We start from the raw sequence: 14,473 nt of genomic DNA on the forward strand, positions 1-14,473 counted from the left end.
CGCGCGAGGCGCCGCCTGACGGATCAGGCCGACATTTCCGGCGCACCGACGAACTTCGGCAGCTCGGTCTCGGCCGCGGCGGTCTGGAGGTTGCGCAGCACCTCCTGCGTGATGAACACGTCGGGGCGGTAGAGCAGGACGGTCCAGCTCAATGCGCCGGCGCGGACGCGGTAGCGCAGGCGCACGGGAATGCGCATGGTCTCGCCCATGTGGAAGGCGGGGATCGACAGGATGAACATGCCGGGCACGGCGAGCTTGTTGCCTGCCGCGTCCTTGTGCTCTTCGTCCCAGGTGATCTCGCCTTCGCCCGACTGCAGCACCAGATTGCTCTTCACCCGCGTCTCGGTGTGGACGGCGAGGCCGCGCGACAGGGCCACCAGTTCGTTGGGATAGGCGACCTTGAAGCCGAACTTCTTGCGGAAATCCTCTTCCTCCAGCGTATCCGGCGCGGAAAGATCGGCGATGTGATCCTCGATGAACTCGGCAAACGTCGCCTGGTCGAGCGACTGGCCGTGAATGCCGGACCATGCCTCCCATTCCTGCGAGCGTGGGAATTCATAGAGAACCCGGTGCTTGCCGTTGTCCGCCTGTCCGCCCGACAGGTTTTCATGATAGTCGATCACGGCGGTGAGCGAAGGTTTCTGCCAATCGGTTGCAGCGAAAATCGCGCTTTCCTCCGTCTTGTGGCGGTTTGTGAGGTCGATAAAGCTTTCGAGGGTGGTGACCCTTGCCGTGCCCGACTTGCGCAGCGGGGCCACGCGCCATTCCTCTACGAGGCTCTTCACGCTGCTGACCGATCCATCGGCTCCGTCGATCATGACAGGGATAGAGGCCGGCAGGCCGGGGATTTCAGAGGGCGGATTGATGACGTTGATGCCGGTGTCGATTTCCCGGGTGAGTTCGGCAATCGCCTTGACCGCGGTTTCGGATAGCTGATCCATGGGAATGTTTCCTTTTGCTTGAGGGGGTTACTGGCTGGTGAGCGGATTGCGGCCGCGGTCGATTTCGCGCGGGCCGGGGAACATGTCGTGCTGCTGGGGATGCTCGGTCGAAAGGCGTCCGCCCTCGACCACCCAGTACATCGAGGATTTGCGCGGCAGCTTGGGCAGCTTCGGCGGCGGGATTTCGGCATTGATCTCGACCATGCCGTTCTTGACGGCGAGCTTGAGCGTCAGGGCGACCTCGCCCTTGTAGGTGACGTTGGGCCGCTCGTTGGAAAGGTCGAGCAGCTTTTCCAGCACCGCCTGCAGGGTGTCGGTCATCTCGCTGTTGAGATCGCCGCTCTCCAGCATGCCGAGCAGGGATTGCGCATCGCGAATGAGTTGCATGGGGTTTCTCCGTAAAAGGGGTCGTCAGAAGGGGCTCGGTTCTAGAAGGGAATGTCGTCATCCATGTCGCGGGAGAAGGAGCCTCCGCCCTGGCCACTGGACTGGGTTCGGGAGTTGGATGTGGTTCCCGAGGCGCGCTCGCCGTCGAAGCCGTAATCGCCGGGGTCGTCGCTGCCGGCGCGGTAGCCGGAGCCTTCGGAGCGATCGAGCAGGAGCAACTGTGCGTTGAAGCCCTGCAGCACGATCTCGGTCGACCAGCGATCCTGCCCGTTTTTGTCCTGCCACTTGCGGGTGGCGATCTGGCCCTCGACCATGACCTTCGAGCCCTTCTTGAGGTATTGCTCGGCGATCTTGGCCAGCGCCTCGTTGAAGATGACGATGGTGTGCCACTCGGTCTTTTCCCGGCGCTCGCCGCTGTTGCGATCGCGCCAGGTCTCGGAGGTGGCGAGCCGGATATTGGCGATGGGGCGGCCATCCTGCGTGCGGCGGATCTCGGGATCAGCGCCGAGATGGCCTATGAGCTGCGCCCTGTTGAGAGAACCGGCCATCACACAGCCTCCTTGTTTTTCGAGGCGCGCTTGCGCTTGTTCCATGCATGGATGGCCGCCCGCTCGCCGGGCGTTTCCTCATAGTCACTCTCCTGACACTCGGTAGGGCCTTTGCCGCTGCAGCTGTTGCAGAAGACATAGGCGCTGCTGAAATCGGCGCGCTCGACGAACGCGTCGCGCTCGCCGCAGAACGGGCAGGGTTTCAGCTTCGGGAGGCGAGCCATCACTTCATCTCCTCGTAATCGAGAAAGTACCCCTTGCCGCACACGGCACAGCGATAGCGCTCGCCGTCCATACCGCCGCCAACTTCCTTCATGTTCGGGCAATCCCGGGTGGACGGATCGGCAATGCGGCAAGGCTGCGGCCCCGCCGCATCCGGTTGAGGCGCTGTGGGCAGCGGCCATGCCATGGAGGCGCCAAGCAGCGCGGTGGCGAGCAGGAGGGCGGAGCCCGGCTCCGTGATGGCGCGCGGGTCGCCCTCGACGATGCGCCCGGCGAACTCGACCGCGGCCCAGAAATCCACCGGGCCACAGGCGCAGCTGCCGTCGCTGTTCTGCAGCGCGACCGCGCCATCGGAAAAGCTGCGGGTCAGCGGCGCGCCATCCTTGTGGACGCCGCCGGTCAGGCTGCCGGCTTCATCGGTCAGGCAGAGGCTGCGGCCGGAAACCGGGAACGTCTTGATGATGGTGACGACGATCTTGCTCATGCCGCCTCACTTTCGCGGACGATCTTCACCTTGCGGATGATGCCGTCATAGGCGGCCTTGGCCTTGTCGGTCGCCGACTTGGCGTTTGCGGCGGAAATATCGAGCTTGTGGCCGTCCTCGAAATGGACGCGGAAGGGGAGAAGCTTTTCCATCAATTGGTGCTTTCTGCAGATGCCAGTGCGAACCCGACGGAAGGGTCGTCGCTGGAATTGATGATTTTCATGATGAGCAGGACGATGGCTTCGACATCGCTATCGGGGCGAGCGGCATTGACATCGATGGTCAGGACATCCCGGCCATCGGCATCGACCAGCGTGGCGGAGCACTCGGCGCAGCGGCGAAGCGGCAGCTTCACGTCATGCGCGCTGAAGGCGAGCGCGATATCCGGTGCACGATCAGCCATGCCGCCCTCCATCCGCTGTCGCGACATGGGCGGCGTGGAGCGCGCGGGCTCCGGTGCGGCGCTCGATGCCGATCAGGCGGTCGAACAGATCGAGGAATCGGAACTCCGCATCGGCCGGGCCCCACGGCTTGGCTGGCGAGCCCTTCTTGAACTTCGGCAGGGCCCAGCGCGGGCCGCGCTTCACCCAGTCGATGGCTCTCGGCCCGAACAGCGCCAGCGCTTCGGCATTGAGCATGCGCTCATCCATGCCGTGGACACTGTTGCGCATGCGATTGGTCCAGGCAGAAGGCGCGGGCAGGCCGGCGGCGGCATAGATCGCCTCGTCCCAACTGCCCTTGATCTCGGCGATGACGCTGCGGAGCTTGAGGCCGGTTCCCGTCCCGAAGCGGGCGTCCATCATTTCGGCCAGCAGCATCTGGAACGGGCGGGTCTTGTCGCCGATCAGGTATTCATGGCCGTCATGCAGCAGGAACAGCGCCGCGATCAGGCTGTCCTCGCCCTCGTTGAGCAGGGCCTCGGCGCCCATGACGGAGTGCTGGGCCACGGAAAACGCGCCGGCCAGCGGCGCGCCGTTGAAACGGGCGATGCGCGAGAGACGGCGGGCCATGTCGCAGAAATCGATTTCCTCGACCATGGGGCGGGCGAGATCCATCAGGCTGCCATCGGCGCGAAAGCTCTCGACAACCTCGGGGCATAGCGGCGGGAACGACTGTGGCGCGTCCTTCATGCGGCTTCCCCGGTCAGTTCGAGGATCTTGCGCCGGCGATAGGCGGGCCATTCGGGCCAGCGCCTGGCGAGTTCATCGCTGCCGCAGACGAAGAAGTCGATGAGAAACGAGTTGGTGCCGGGCGCGGCTGGATGATCGACGGAGAACTTCACCGCCGCCCGTCTCTCGGCGAGATAAAGCGCCGCCTGCCGAGACTGTTTCAGCAGCGAGCGTACCCAGAGTGCAAAGAAGGCGGCCGCGATCCACCAGCCTGAGATGAGAATGATCTGATCCGTCATCACAGCCTCACATCCAGCGCAATGCGCTGGTCGATCCCGGCGATGCGCTGCTGTGCGGCAAACATCTGCACCGAGAAGAGCGCGGCCACGGCGAGCAGGGCGACGCAAATGGCGAGGCCGAAGACCACGGTGGCGAAGACGCGCGGCGACGCGGCGCGGGAGGGATAGGCGGGGAAGGGCTCGATTTCCGCGCGGTGGAAAGCCCCGCTCTCCTCTTGATTGCGGGTAGAATGCGGGCGACGATGAATCGTGCCTTCGCTGGAATGGATATTGTAATGCTCTACAGATTGCTTCTTGCCGCCGGGATTGTCGTGGCGGCCTCCTGCCCGCTGCGAGCTGACGCTGGCGCCGCGAAACTCATTGGCGAAGCGATGGCCTACGGGAATGCTTGTCCCGCGGTTGAACTCGATTTCAAATCCATCGATGTCTGGTCGCGCATCAATGGGGTCGATATCGAGCAGATCCGTTCGCGAAACGGTGACGACTACACGGCTGTTGTCGCCGGAAACAGCCGAGCAGCTTCCGCTCTCCGGTCCCGAACGGTCGGCGATATCTGCCGGGAGGCTCTCGAATTCTATGGTCCCACTGGGAGCATTATCGCCGGGGCAGTGAAGCCTCGCTGAACTCTCATAGTCGTTGGTGAGCGTTTCCATGTCAGGCCGCTCCGACCTGACGGGTTGATTTGCGCCGTGCAATCTCGCGGGCTTCCGGTGCGAGCAGCTTCACCGTGTCCGGTGTCCAGCCGCACTCGCCAAGCGTTTCGAGGCTGACATTGCGCCCGGCGAAAGCCAGTTCGCGCATGTCGTCCGCCATCCTCTCCTGCAGGGAGCGGATGCAGCGCTGCGGCTGGGGAACCGGCGGTGTGGTGGCTTCTGGTTGAAAGCGGATCATGTGCGGGCTCCAGTGCATTGGGAAAGGCCGGAAGGAAGGCCGATACATGGAGAACGCTCAGCCAACGGTGTGCATAATGCACACAATTGTGTGTGGCGTCAATGTGCGAAATGCACACAAAAATTCCCGCTATGTGCGAATTTTAGCAATATGCAATCCGCAGTGCCCGCATCATAGTGCATCCGTAGTTATAAATGTCGTGGAGGGGAGTATGCGACGCATTATAGCAGTAATGACTTTGCTCGTTGGTACGGTTGCTGGGGGATATAGTTCGTCCCTCGCTGCAAGTTGCAGTGCGAGCAACGATGTGGGGGACACGTGCTCGATCGACTGCCAACAGGGGCAGGCCGCCGAGTGCCAGAATGCGAGTGGGGGCGGCCGACCGGTCTGCGAATGCAGTGGCAGCGTAGAGCTGAACGGGACCTTTCTGCCTACCGACATGTCTCTGATGAACACAATGCAAGCTGCGACCTCGACAGGGAAGCTTGAGACGGATGTGCTCAGTGTTGTAAATGCAAGGCTGGCTCAGCTTAGGGACTACATTGTCAGCCGGTCTGAGTATCAGGTTGTCGTAGGACAGTGGTGCAGGCCTCCACGCAAGCTGCCTTGCGATGTTGGGGGCGCGATCATGTCAACTCCGGCGGCCGACGATGCAAGGATTCCTCCTGAGGATGACGGCCATATTGGTCCGCAGTGCTACGAGCAGCAATGCTACGACAAGTACGAAACGCGTTACAAAGACGTCATGGGCAAGCTGACGTCCAACGGATCGTTCCAGGTCGAAGTTCGCCCCGTGGTGAAGGTGGAGGAGCCGAACTGGCAGGATATCCCCACCATGTACTTCGGCTTGCGCGCCACATATCTGAATTGCAGCACTGAACGACAGGAATACGGCTTCAATCACTCGTTCCGATCCAAGGTCGGTACGAGGGTCGTGAAGACCAAGACAGTGAAGAACTCTCAGGATGTATCGGCCGAAGTCTCATTTTCCTTCGTTGTCAATGGCAAGATCGGCGCCAAATTCAGCAAGGAAATCTCTGTCTCCGATCAGTCGGACGTGAGTGAGGAGAGGGAGGAGAATCTGGCCTTTAGCCAGAAGATCAATGTCGGTCCTATGCAGGAGATGATTTATCATCACGAATTCGCACAGCGGGTCGTTGATGTCCCCTACAGCGGAACGGTCCAGCTGAATGGTGGGGTCTCGCAGAATTTCGAGAACATCACTTCCCTGGCGCAGGTTCTGCCCAACGCCGCGGATCGCACTTTCGAGTTCGCCGGCGTCGTGTCGGACACGAGCCTTTACGGAGACGTGACCAAGAACCTGACGCGGAAGCTGACGGAAAAGGAATGCGCCGAGCATTTCAGCAAAGCGGGCGGCGGAGTCATTCCTCCGTCCTTCGAACCCTATACAAGGATCTCTTCCGGCAAGGATCAGGGTGTCAAGCAATAACGCTACCCCATGGGTGAGGTCTCTTAACGGGGCTTCACCCAATCGATCGGTGCCGCCCAGTCCACTTGCTGATCGGTAATGTCCGAATAGAGCGGATTGAGGCTCTGCAGCGTGTAGAGGTTTCCTCCGCTGCCTTTCCGAAGGACCTTTACAAAGATCTTGCCGTTGGCGAGCTGGACGACGCAGCGGCGATTGAGCATCTGCTCGGGTGGGAGAAGTTTCGAGTAGTAAAGAAGCGTGCGGTCCTCATAGGCCGGAAACATCGAGTCTCCGCTAACTTCCACGGCAACAGTGCTGGGAGCGGCGCCAGCCGGTGCCTCGACGGTATCGTCAGAGCCGTTGTCCAGCGCATAGACCTCCGCTCCGGCCCCGACCTTGCCCTTGAGCGGCACTTCTTGGGGCTGCCCCGGGCCCGACCCTTCCCCGGTCAGCAGCCAGGCCTCGCTGACCCGGAATGCCTTGGCATATTGTTTTGCAGCTCGCGTCAATCCACGCGTGCCGTTTTCATGCTGTGCATAGGTATCGTATTTCCAGCCGAAAAAGGTTGTCGCCTTCTTCGCGTCTGAAAAACCGCGCGCAATACGCGCCTGCTCAAGTCTTTTCGCCGCATCGGGCCGGTCATCATAGGACATGATGTGCATATTGCACTCTATCGGTGTGCGTTTCGACTTGACAGTGATGTGTGCGTTATGCACACTTGGCAACATGACCAACGATCCTGATTTGAGACAGATACGGTTCGAGAAAGGTTGGACGCAGCTCGACGTGGCCAACATGCTCGGTGTTGATAGATCGACTGTTTCGCGCTGCGAGAACGGGGCACCCATGTCTTCCACCATGCGTCGGCTGCTGATGCTCATCCTTCGCGAAGGAAAGGACAGGCCGGAGGCTGCCGAATGATGCCGTCTCGTTTCGCTGGTCTGTCGTCATGTTGCGGTCCCCCGTGATCTGACCCCGTTTTCGATGGGCTGACCATCTCATTTCCGATCCTTTCCCAAAACGGGAAAACACGCCGGGATTTCCCGGCGCGGGAAAGCTTTTGTCTCTTTGCAAGGGAGAGTTCCGTGTCCGTATCCGAAGCCTGGTTTCATCGTATCAAGGCCGCGCAGCGCGACCTCATCAAGCTGAATGGCGGCATCGAACGGGCCGCGGAAATCACCTCCATCTCGAAAAGCCAGATCGGCCGGATGAACAATCCCGGCGATGTCGAGCTGATGTCGCTCTCCGCCGTGATCGCGCTCGAGGCCGATTGCGGCCAGCCGCTGGTGACGGCGGTGCTGGCCGAGACCAATGGCCGGCGGCTGACCGATCCCGAGGCCGAGCGCGCGGCGGATGTCTGCGTCATGGCTTCTCATGCCGAGATGATGCGCCAGAGCGCGGAAGTGGCGCATGCTCTCGCCGTTGCCATTGCCGACGGACAGGTGACGGCGGCGGAGGCACACACTGTCGACCGGGCGCTTTCCTCGCTGCAGCACGCAACCTCGGACCTGCGCGCCGCACTCGCCAATATCAAGGCGCGCGGCGGCGAAAAAACCGGCCTGCGCATCGTGGGGGAAGATCGATGAGCGAACGCCACGATATGCATTTCGTCGAGGGGCTGGCCCTGCTTGAAGCCGGGCTGTGTGGGGTCATCGTCATCGGTCGTGGTCATCCGCTCGATCTGGCCGCCCAGATGATCGTCGAGCGGGATACCTGCTGGCGCAAGCTGGATGGCCAGCGCTGGCCGCGTCCGGCCGGGGAGGGCGCCCGATGAACGAGGCCCTTCTAGCCGCCGCGCCCAATGCGCTGATTTGCCCCTGCTGCCAGCAGACGGTCGAGGGCCGGGAATTTCTCGCTGACCCCTCGACATCGACGATCACCAACGGCGCGATCACCGTGCGGTTCACGCCACGCGGCTTTGGCGTGGCGAAGCATTTGATCGACAGCTTTCCGCGGATGGCGACGAAAGACGCCATCTATGACGCCATCTTCTGCGATGTCGTCGGTGACGGCCCGGAGACGAAGATCATCGACGTCTACATCTGCAAGATCCGCCCGGCCATGGCCGAGCTTGGCCTGGTGATCGAAACCGTCTGGGGCAAGGGCTGGCGGCTGGTCGAGGCCGATGCGACGCAGGCGAACGCGATCCGCGACGCAGGCATTCATTCGCTGCGCGGCCGCGTGCAGCGCTGGACGCCGGAAGACGACACGACCCTGCTCGACCTGATCTCCCGCAAGATGAAACCGGCCCAATGCGCCACCATCATGCGCAAGCCCTACATGAGCGTCGAGCGGCGCTACAAGCGGCTGGCTGCTTCCGTGCGTATCGGCGGGGAGGTGGCGTGATGCGATCTCGGCGCCACCCCAAATATTCAATCCGCGCGCATGCTGGCAGGAAGGCAAAGCAATTCGTTCAACCAGTCTATCGAAGCATTGGACACGGGTGGGTCGTCTTCGTAGTAAAAGTTGTTGTGCACTCTAAGGCTACCGTATTCCTGCACGTAGCTTCTGAAATCATTTGCGTCGATGGCGGCGCCCGAAAAGTCGCAGTCTTCAAACGAGCTGCGCTCATGGAACCAGTTTTCGGCCCCGCTTTTAAGAGGGGGGGTAGCAATTGTGCACCCCTTGAATCGGCAGGTGAAGAATTCCCAGCTGCCAGCTTCGATTATACAGCCTTCAAGGCTGACTTGATTCATAGTCCACCGCGTGTTCCGGTCGAGCTTTGCAAAGGAATTCTTACCGATAAAACCGCCCCGCAAAAAAACAAACTGTGCTCCGGGCGGGGGAGACCAGTCGGAGAGGTTAGGCGACCTCTCATCTTCGAAAACGTAAATGCCAGTGTTCGCGCGCCGACCAAGCCGAACGGCTTGTGCAAGCGCGCTGGACGTGTTGCGGACGGCGCGGGTGGTGTTGTCCGCTCTGTAGTTATGCTCCCAGAATTCGAGGAGTATCTCCATCGCATTGCTGGAGTAACTGCCATTTGGAGCGGTTGCGACCGTATTCAGCGCACTCACGCCTGCCATACGTTTGGCTTCGTTTTCGTCGCCGAGCAAGCCTGCGCCATCAACGAGCAATTTCGTCAGCATTTCGTCGTCTTTGGCGTTGTTCTGGCGACGTTGCTCTTTGACCTGCTGGTCGGTGAGCAGACCGCGCCAGACCACTGTGAAGAAGGTGATGAGGGCGAGGACAATCGTGCCGAAAGGGACGATCACCGTCACCATATCGTGTGCGGTCTCCGGCATTTTCTGGCTGAATACTGCGACAGCTGCGAAGATCGCGCCGGGGATGGCCAGTCCGAAAGTGACTGTAACCGCGGCCAGCATCCACCATCGCGGATCCATGTTCGGCCAGTCGCTGACCGGACGGTCTTCCTTATTCCGATCATTCCCCGCCATGCCTTCCCCCTGCCGGTTCGCCGCAATCCCCGTACTGAATCGCTAGCAGGTGTATCGGCGGCCGTCCACGCGCCAAGCGGGTTCTTCCCCAAGCGAAACATCTCGATCCGGAGGGTTGTATGACGCTTCCTGTCGGTCCGTTCGATATTCTCTATGCCGATCCGCCGTGGCGGTTCGATGCCTGGTCCGAGCGCGGCGAGGATCGCGGCGCGGTCCAGCATTATGCCTGCATGGACATGGCATCGCTGAAGGCCTTGCCGGTCGCGGAGATTGCCGCCAAGGATGCGGCGCTGTTCCTGTGGGTTATCCAGCCCATGCTGCCGCAGGCGATGGAGCTGGTGTCGGCCTGGGGTTTCACCCTCAAGACTGTTGCTTTCTGCTGGATCAAGGTCAAAGGGCCATACGGCCAGAGCCGCCTGTTCATCGATAGCGACGATGTGCGGATGGGCATGGGATACCATACCCGCAGCGGCATGGAGCAATGCTGGCTGGCGACACGGGGCAGAGGCTACAACCGCGCCACCATGAGAGAGGCGCAGGTGCATTTCGAGGCGGTGCGCGAGCATAGCCGCAAGCCAGAATATTTCGCCGAAGCCATCGAGAGGTTGACGGGGCCGGATACCCGCAAGGTCGAACTGTTCTGCCGCACGCCGCGTCCGGGCTGGAGCCATTTCGGCAACGAGGTGGGCAAGTTCCGGCTGGAGGGCGCGCTATGACCATCGCCCTCACCATCGTCACCGACCGGCCAGACGCCGCCGTGCGGGCGCTGTTCGGCTTTTCCGCCGACCGCGCGCCGGACTGGCTGGCCGTCATCTCCTCCATCGGGGATCTCTCGGGCATTCCGACCGGCGCGCCCGTCCTGTCGCTGTGGTTCAGCGATGGCAGCACGATCGAGGCCATGTGGCGGGAGGAGCGTTCGGCGCGGTCTTTCGATCTCGACTTTCAGCGCCATGCCGATCGCATTGCCGACTGGCTCGCCCGTCGCGATGCGTCCGAGCGGAAATACTGCGCCGAGGCCTGCGGGACGGGTTCGGCGCGGGAGGAGGCCGGGACAGGAGCGGCGGATCAGCCTGTCGCCGCGACATCCCGGCCGTCCGCTCCCCCTCCTGCCGCGCTTCCGGCGCGCGCACCGCAATCCTCCCCTCTGGCCACGAAGTGGAGCTGATCATGGCGCTGCATGCATTCGACGATTTCAAAATGACGGCGAAGCGCTTCGGCGCGCTGATGCCGCATGAAAAGACGGAAATGGCCCTGCTGTTGCAGGAACGTCTGGCCGAGGGCGGTTCGCGGGTCCTTCTCGATGATTGCATCGCCGTCCATGCTGGCAAGGTCCATGCCTATGAACTGCCATCCGTCGGCGGGGAATCTCTGGTGCCGAAGGATGTGGCCGGCAAGCTGGCGGGAGAAACGCGCACCACGGGATCGTGGTCGAAACTCGCAGTCGCGGTGCTCACGGCAATCGATCAGTCTGACGATGGTGTGCTGAAGGCGACCCGGGGCGAGATCTGCGCACGGTTTTCAGTGACCGTCAGCGTGGCCGATCGCACCATGGGCGGGCTGATCCGGGACGGGCTGGTGCGCCGCTGGGGAAAATCCTCCCATTGGGCGCTGACCGATCTCGGCCGCGCGCTGGTCGCCGACCTCGCCGCGAGGGCGGGCCGATGAAGGACAAGTCCCGCATCCTGCTGGTCATCGCGCCGTCGTTTAACGAATGCCGCCGCACGGCGATGGAGTTCGACCTCGACTTCGACAAGGTCGAGCGCATGCGCTTCCTCCATCGCGTGCCGCAGCTACGCGGCTGGACGCGTGGCACGCCCTTCATCGCGCTGCGCCGGGACCACTGGCCGGAGGCTCTGGATAGCACGCTGCACGCGATGCAGGTTAAGGGTCAGCTCCGCATCGCCACCGACAGGGATCTGGCGGATCTGGTGAAGGCTGGAACGGCGGTGGCGACGGCGGCCATGGCGGGGAGGGGAGCATGATCCTCACCTGTTACGATTGCCCGAAGCAGCTCTCATTCTCCGGTTCCAATCGCGACCGTTTCGTCTCCCTGTTCGGCTGGTCCGTCAGGGGGGGGCGCTATCGCTGCGTTTCGTGCGCTGAGGTGAGTGACGATGTTTCGTGAAACTCTCTTCGCCGGAACCATGCTTGCGGGCGCGATGCTGCCTGCGAGCGAGCCCATCATCATCGACAGCTTCGCCGGCGGCGGCGGCGCTTCGACCGGTATCGAGATGGCGCTTGGCCGTTCGCCGGATTACGCCATCAACCACGATGCCGATGCGCTGGCGCTGCATGCCGTCAATCATCCGGAGACGGTGCACCTTTCGGAAAACGTCTACCGGATCGACCCGCTTGATCATCTCTCCGGCAAGCATGTCGGGCTTGCCTGGTTCTCGCCCGATTGCAAACATTTCAGCAAGGCGAAGGGAGGCAAGCCGGTTTCGCGCAATATCCGCGACCTCTGCTGGATCATTCCGGGCTGGATCGAGCGCATCCAGAAATCCGGCGGGCGCGTCGATCTCGTCATCATGGAGAATGTCGAGGAATTCAGGGATTACGGCCCGCTGATCGAAACGAAACGCGGCCTGATGCCGGATCCGGAGCGCAAGGGCGAGACGTTCCAGAAATGGTGTCGCAAGCTGCGTAGCCTCGGTGGCAAGATCGAGATGCGGGAGTTGCGCGCTCGCGACTATGGCGCGCCGACGATCCGAAAGCGCCTGTTCATCATCATCCGCTTCGACGGACAGAAAATCGTCTGGCCACAGCCGACGCATGGCGCGCCGGATGACCCGGAAGTGATCGCCGGCCGCAAGCTGCCGTGGCCCATCGTTGCCGATTGCATCGACTGGTCGATCCCGTGTCCGTCGATATTCGACACGTCGGACGAGATCTGGGCAAGACACGGCGTGCGGTCCGTCCGGCCGCTGGCCGATAACTCGATGGCTCGGATGGCGCGCGGCATGGATCGCTATGTCCTGCGGGCGAAACGGCCGTTCCTGGTGGGCCTAAGCCAGAGCGGCAGGTCTGGTGTCACTGCACCGTCAATCCAGCGCTTTAACTCCGGAGCGACCGGCTGCGATATGCGCGATCAGTTCCCGACGGTTACCGCGAACAGCTTTATCAAGCGCCCGGGCGGCGCGGCGCCGCTGGGGCTGCTGGCACCTGTCCTGACCTATGCACAACAGGGCGGCGCATGTCGGCCGGTGGACGGACAGGCGCACACGATCACGGCCAGCAGCAAGGACCAGAATTGTGCGGCGGTGGCCTTCATGGCGCAGGCGAACAATGACAGTCGCAGGGTCGGCGGGGTCAATCCCGGTAGGCCGATGAATGAAGCGCTGTCGACGATCACTCAGACCGGCAGCCATCAGCAGGTTGTTTCGGCCTATATCGCGCGCCAGTTCGGTAGGTCGACAGGTCACGGTGTTGACGAGCCGTCACATACAATCATGGCCGATCAGGATGGCGGCAAGTCTCAGCTCGTCATGCCCTACCTGCAGTCCTATTACGCCACCGGCGACGGATCGCGCGAAGACGAGGCGATGCGGACGGCGACGACAAAGCCGCGCCATGGCCATGTCGAGGCCAAGCTCGGCGTGCCGCCGTTCACCGAGGCGCAGGTGGCACGGGCGCGGCAGGTTGCCGATTTCCTGCGTTCGCATGGTTTCTGGGATGAACGCGAATTCGTAACCATTGAGGTCGACGGGGTGACGTTCGTCATCGTCGATATCGGCATGCGGATGCTGACGCCGCGCGAGCTGTACAACGCTCAAGGGTTCCCGCCGGACTACAAAATCGACGGGTACTGGGATCGTCAGCACATGGGTGACGATGGCGGCCCGCTGTGGGTGCCGTTTTCCAAGTCGGTTCAGGTCTCGTGCGTCGGTAACAGCGTTTGCCCGCCGGTGGCGAAGGCGCTGGTGGCGGCGAATGCCGGGCATCTGGCGGTGAGGAGGGTGGCGGCGTGATGTGCAGCGTGTCTCGGATAGAAGGCGGGGCGCAGTTTCCCGCGCCCCGCTTCGGTTCAGGCGGCCTTTCTGACCGTCACTACGATTTCCTGCCCAAGCGCGAGAAGCGCTTCCTGCAGGAGCCCGATCTTCGTCCCGTGGTCGGGATCGAGGATACGGCGGGCTTCCGTCTCGGTTTTGCCGAGCCTGCGGGCAAGCTCAGACTTGGTAATCCCGGCCTGTCTAAAAGCCTGGATTACCGCGAGCTTGGCCGCTTCGTCCGCTGCTACTGCGACCGGTACCCCGTCATGGGCCGCTGGTTGCGGAAGACTGCGGTCATCCTGGAGGATCCCTCGAAGGGCGAGGCCAAGCGCTTCCCGAGCGTTGATTATCGCCTCTTCGAAGGTATCGCCGGCGGTTATCGCCTCCGGGACGTCGGCAAAAGTGACGATGAACCCACCATCGGGATCCTCTTCAACCGTTGCCTGATAGGTGTATTGCATGTTCCTTCTAGCATCCTTTCCCTTTTGTTGTTTGGCGACTGGGGTAGCTTGGCATCATTCGATGCCAAGCTGCTTCTTGACCAGTCGCACATAGTTGGGACTGAGTTCGCCGGATTTGATCGTGGAGATCTTGCCGTCGTACTTTGCCCTGTAGTGCGAACCTTTCCCTTTCCCTTCGTAGATCTCCAGAACCTTGTTCTGCTCCTTTGCGATCTGGCGAAGTTCCCGAAGAAACTGTTCGCGCTTCAAGCTTTGTCACCTCCTTCCTCTAGTTCGCGTCTCCTTGGAATTATATCTCGCACATTTTTGTGCGAAGAG

The 14,473-nt window shown here is 61.9% G+C and carries 26 protein-coding genes; 11 read left to right on the forward strand and 15 right to left on the reverse strand.

Annotated elements, in window-relative coordinates; all coding sequences use genetic code 11:
- Positions 1–23 precede the first annotated feature (23 nt).
- From H4I99_RS13235 to H4I99_RS13285, 11 genes are read right to left on the reverse strand one after another with little or no spacing between them, the layout of a single operon-like run.
- Positions 24–941 carry a DUF2303 family protein gene (locus H4I99_RS13235; protein ID WP_163905195.1) on the reverse strand — a complete coding sequence of 306 codons (918 nt, stop codon included), beginning with the start codon at positions 939–941 and terminating at the stop codon, positions 24–26.
- Between the two features lie 27 nt (positions 942–968).
- Entirely contained in the window at positions 969–1,328 is a 360-nt protein-coding gene (locus tag H4I99_RS13240; protein ID WP_163905197.1) for a YfdP family phage-associated protein, read from the reverse strand.
- A 41-nt stretch (positions 1,329–1,369) separates the two neighbouring features.
- A complete protein-coding gene (gene ssb, locus H4I99_RS13245; RefSeq protein WP_163905199.1) occupies positions 1,370–1,876 on the reverse strand; it encodes a single-stranded DNA-binding protein in 507 nt (168 codons plus the stop codon).
- Positions 1,876–2,100 carry a Lar family restriction alleviation protein gene (locus H4I99_RS13250; protein WP_162760627.1) on the reverse strand — a complete coding sequence of 75 codons (225 nt, stop codon included), beginning with the start codon at positions 2,098–2,100 and terminating at the stop codon, positions 1,876–1,878. Before H4I99_RS13250 ends, ssb begins: the two co-directional genes overlap by 1 nt.
- Complete coding sequence (locus H4I99_RS13255; protein WP_163905201.1) at positions 2,100–2,582, reverse strand: hypothetical protein; 483 nt, start codon at positions 2,580–2,582, stop codon at positions 2,100–2,102. The genes H4I99_RS13250 and H4I99_RS13255 overlap by 1 nt, the downstream gene beginning before the upstream one ends.
- Positions 2,579–2,734, reverse strand: a complete 156-nt coding sequence (locus H4I99_RS13260; RefSeq protein WP_164490807.1) for a hypothetical protein — start codon at positions 2,732–2,734, stop codon at positions 2,579–2,581. The genes H4I99_RS13255 and H4I99_RS13260 overlap by 4 nt, the downstream gene beginning before the upstream one ends.
- Positions 2,734–2,985 carry a hypothetical protein gene (locus H4I99_RS13265; protein WP_163905202.1) on the reverse strand — a complete coding sequence of 84 codons (252 nt, stop codon included), beginning with the start codon at positions 2,983–2,985 and terminating at the stop codon, positions 2,734–2,736. Before H4I99_RS13265 ends, H4I99_RS13260 begins: the two co-directional genes overlap by 1 nt.
- Complete coding sequence (locus tag H4I99_RS13270; RefSeq protein WP_163905204.1) at positions 2,978–3,712, reverse strand: hypothetical protein; 735 nt, start codon at positions 3,710–3,712, stop codon at positions 2,978–2,980. The genes H4I99_RS13265 and H4I99_RS13270 overlap by 8 nt, the downstream gene beginning before the upstream one ends.
- Entirely contained in the window at positions 3,709–3,990 is a 282-nt protein-coding gene (locus H4I99_RS13275) for a hypothetical protein (RefSeq protein WP_163905206.1), read from the reverse strand. Before H4I99_RS13275 ends, H4I99_RS13270 begins: the two co-directional genes overlap by 4 nt.
- Positions 3,990–4,643 carry a hypothetical protein gene (locus H4I99_RS13280; RefSeq protein ID WP_163905208.1) on the reverse strand — a complete coding sequence of 218 codons (654 nt, stop codon included), beginning with the start codon at positions 4,641–4,643 and terminating at the stop codon, positions 3,990–3,992. Before H4I99_RS13280 ends, H4I99_RS13275 begins: the two co-directional genes overlap by 1 nt.
- Position 4,644: 1 nt before the next feature.
- A complete protein-coding gene (locus tag H4I99_RS13285) occupies positions 4,645–4,881 on the reverse strand; it encodes a hypothetical protein (protein ID WP_163905210.1) in 237 nt (78 codons plus the stop codon).
- A 457-nt stretch (positions 4,882–5,338) separates the two neighbouring features.
- Here H4I99_RS13285 and H4I99_RS13290 point away from each other — a divergent pair, with 457 nt between their 5' ends.
- Complete coding sequence (locus tag H4I99_RS13290; protein WP_163905212.1) at positions 5,339–6,331, forward strand: hypothetical protein; 993 nt, start codon at positions 5,339–5,341, stop codon at positions 6,329–6,331.
- A gap of 23 nt (positions 6,332–6,354) precedes the next feature.
- On the opposite strand, the gene H4I99_RS13295 is transcribed toward H4I99_RS13290, so the two are convergent.
- Entirely contained in the window at positions 6,355–7,107 is a 753-nt protein-coding gene (locus H4I99_RS13295; RefSeq protein ID WP_425314383.1) for an XRE family transcriptional regulator, read from the reverse strand.
- On the opposite strand from H4I99_RS13295, the gene H4I99_RS24815 reads away from it, so the two are divergent.
- The 4 genes from H4I99_RS24815 (at position 7,037) to H4I99_RS13315 (ending at position 8,656) form a co-directional block, all read left to right on the forward strand.
- Positions 7,037–7,231 (forward strand): helix-turn-helix domain-containing protein, encoded by a 195-nt coding sequence (locus H4I99_RS24815; protein WP_163905214.1) that lies wholly within the window; start codon positions 7,037–7,039, stop codon positions 7,229–7,231. The genes H4I99_RS13295 and H4I99_RS24815 overlap by 71 nt on opposite strands.
- A 164-nt stretch (positions 7,232–7,395) precedes the next feature.
- Positions 7,396–7,896 carry a hypothetical protein gene (locus H4I99_RS13305; RefSeq protein ID WP_163905216.1) on the forward strand — a complete coding sequence of 167 codons (501 nt, stop codon included), beginning with the start codon at positions 7,396–7,398 and terminating at the stop codon, positions 7,894–7,896.
- The gene (locus tag H4I99_RS13310) at positions 7,893–8,084 is read left to right on the forward strand and encodes a hypothetical protein (RefSeq protein ID WP_163905218.1); all 192 of its coding nucleotides are present in this window, start codon (positions 7,893–7,895) and stop codon (positions 8,082–8,084) included. Before H4I99_RS13305 ends, H4I99_RS13310 begins: the two co-directional genes overlap by 4 nt.
- Positions 8,081–8,656, forward strand: a complete 576-nt coding sequence (locus tag H4I99_RS13315; RefSeq protein WP_163905220.1) for a winged helix-turn-helix domain-containing protein — start codon at positions 8,081–8,083, stop codon at positions 8,654–8,656. The genes H4I99_RS13310 and H4I99_RS13315 overlap by 4 nt, the downstream gene beginning before the upstream one ends.
- Positions 8,657–8,682: 26 nt before the next feature.
- Here H4I99_RS13315 and H4I99_RS13320 read toward each other — a convergent pair whose 3' ends face one another.
- Positions 8,683–9,705 carry a hypothetical protein gene (locus H4I99_RS13320; RefSeq protein ID WP_163905222.1) on the reverse strand — a complete coding sequence of 341 codons (1,023 nt, stop codon included), beginning with the start codon at positions 9,703–9,705 and terminating at the stop codon, positions 8,683–8,685.
- Between the two features lie 119 nt (positions 9,706–9,824).
- On the opposite strand from H4I99_RS13320, the gene H4I99_RS13325 reads away from it, so the two are divergent.
- Genes H4I99_RS13325 through H4I99_RS13350 form a run of 6 tightly spaced genes read left to right on the forward strand, consistent with a single transcriptional unit; the run spans position 9,825 to position 13,673 of the window.
- Positions 9,825–10,421: an MT-A70 family methyltransferase gene (locus H4I99_RS13325; protein ID WP_163905224.1), complete on the forward strand. Its 597-nt coding sequence runs from the start codon at positions 9,825–9,827 to the stop codon at positions 10,419–10,421.
- The gene (locus tag H4I99_RS13330; RefSeq protein WP_163905225.1) at positions 10,418–10,870 is read left to right on the forward strand and encodes a hypothetical protein; all 453 of its coding nucleotides are present in this window, start codon (positions 10,418–10,420) and stop codon (positions 10,868–10,870) included. The genes H4I99_RS13325 and H4I99_RS13330 overlap by 4 nt, the downstream gene beginning before the upstream one ends.
- Positions 10,871–10,872: 2 nt before the next feature.
- A complete protein-coding gene (locus tag H4I99_RS13335; protein ID WP_163905227.1) occupies positions 10,873–11,370 on the forward strand; it encodes a hypothetical protein in 498 nt (165 codons plus the stop codon).
- Positions 11,367–11,687, forward strand: coding sequence for a hypothetical protein (locus H4I99_RS13340; RefSeq protein ID WP_163905229.1), 321 nt, complete (start codon positions 11,367–11,369; stop codon positions 11,685–11,687). Before H4I99_RS13335 ends, H4I99_RS13340 begins: the two co-directional genes overlap by 4 nt.
- A complete protein-coding gene (locus H4I99_RS13345; RefSeq protein ID WP_163905231.1) occupies positions 11,684–11,830 on the forward strand; it encodes a hypothetical protein in 147 nt (48 codons plus the stop codon). Before H4I99_RS13340 ends, H4I99_RS13345 begins: the two co-directional genes overlap by 4 nt.
- On the forward strand, positions 11,820–13,673 hold the full coding sequence (locus tag H4I99_RS13350) for a DNA cytosine methyltransferase (protein WP_163905233.1): 1,854 nt from the start codon (positions 11,820–11,822) through the stop codon (positions 13,671–13,673). Before H4I99_RS13345 ends, H4I99_RS13350 begins: the two co-directional genes overlap by 11 nt.
- A 56-nt stretch (positions 13,674–13,729) precedes the next feature.
- Here H4I99_RS13350 and H4I99_RS13355 read toward each other — a convergent pair whose 3' ends face one another.
- Positions 13,730–14,155 (reverse strand): type II toxin-antitoxin system HicB family antitoxin, encoded by a 426-nt coding sequence (locus H4I99_RS13355; RefSeq protein ID WP_163905235.1) that lies wholly within the window; start codon positions 14,153–14,155, stop codon positions 13,730–13,732.
- Between the two features lie 54 nt (positions 14,156–14,209).
- A complete protein-coding gene (locus H4I99_RS13360; protein ID WP_163905236.1) occupies positions 14,210–14,404 on the reverse strand; it encodes a hypothetical protein in 195 nt (64 codons plus the stop codon).
- Positions 14,405–14,473: the final 69 nt, after the last annotated feature.

Source organism: Paenirhizobium daejeonense (assembly GCF_014280875.1).
GTDB classification, from domain to species: Bacteria; Pseudomonadota; Alphaproteobacteria; order Rhizobiales; family Rhizobiaceae; genus Allorhizobium; species Allorhizobium daejeonense.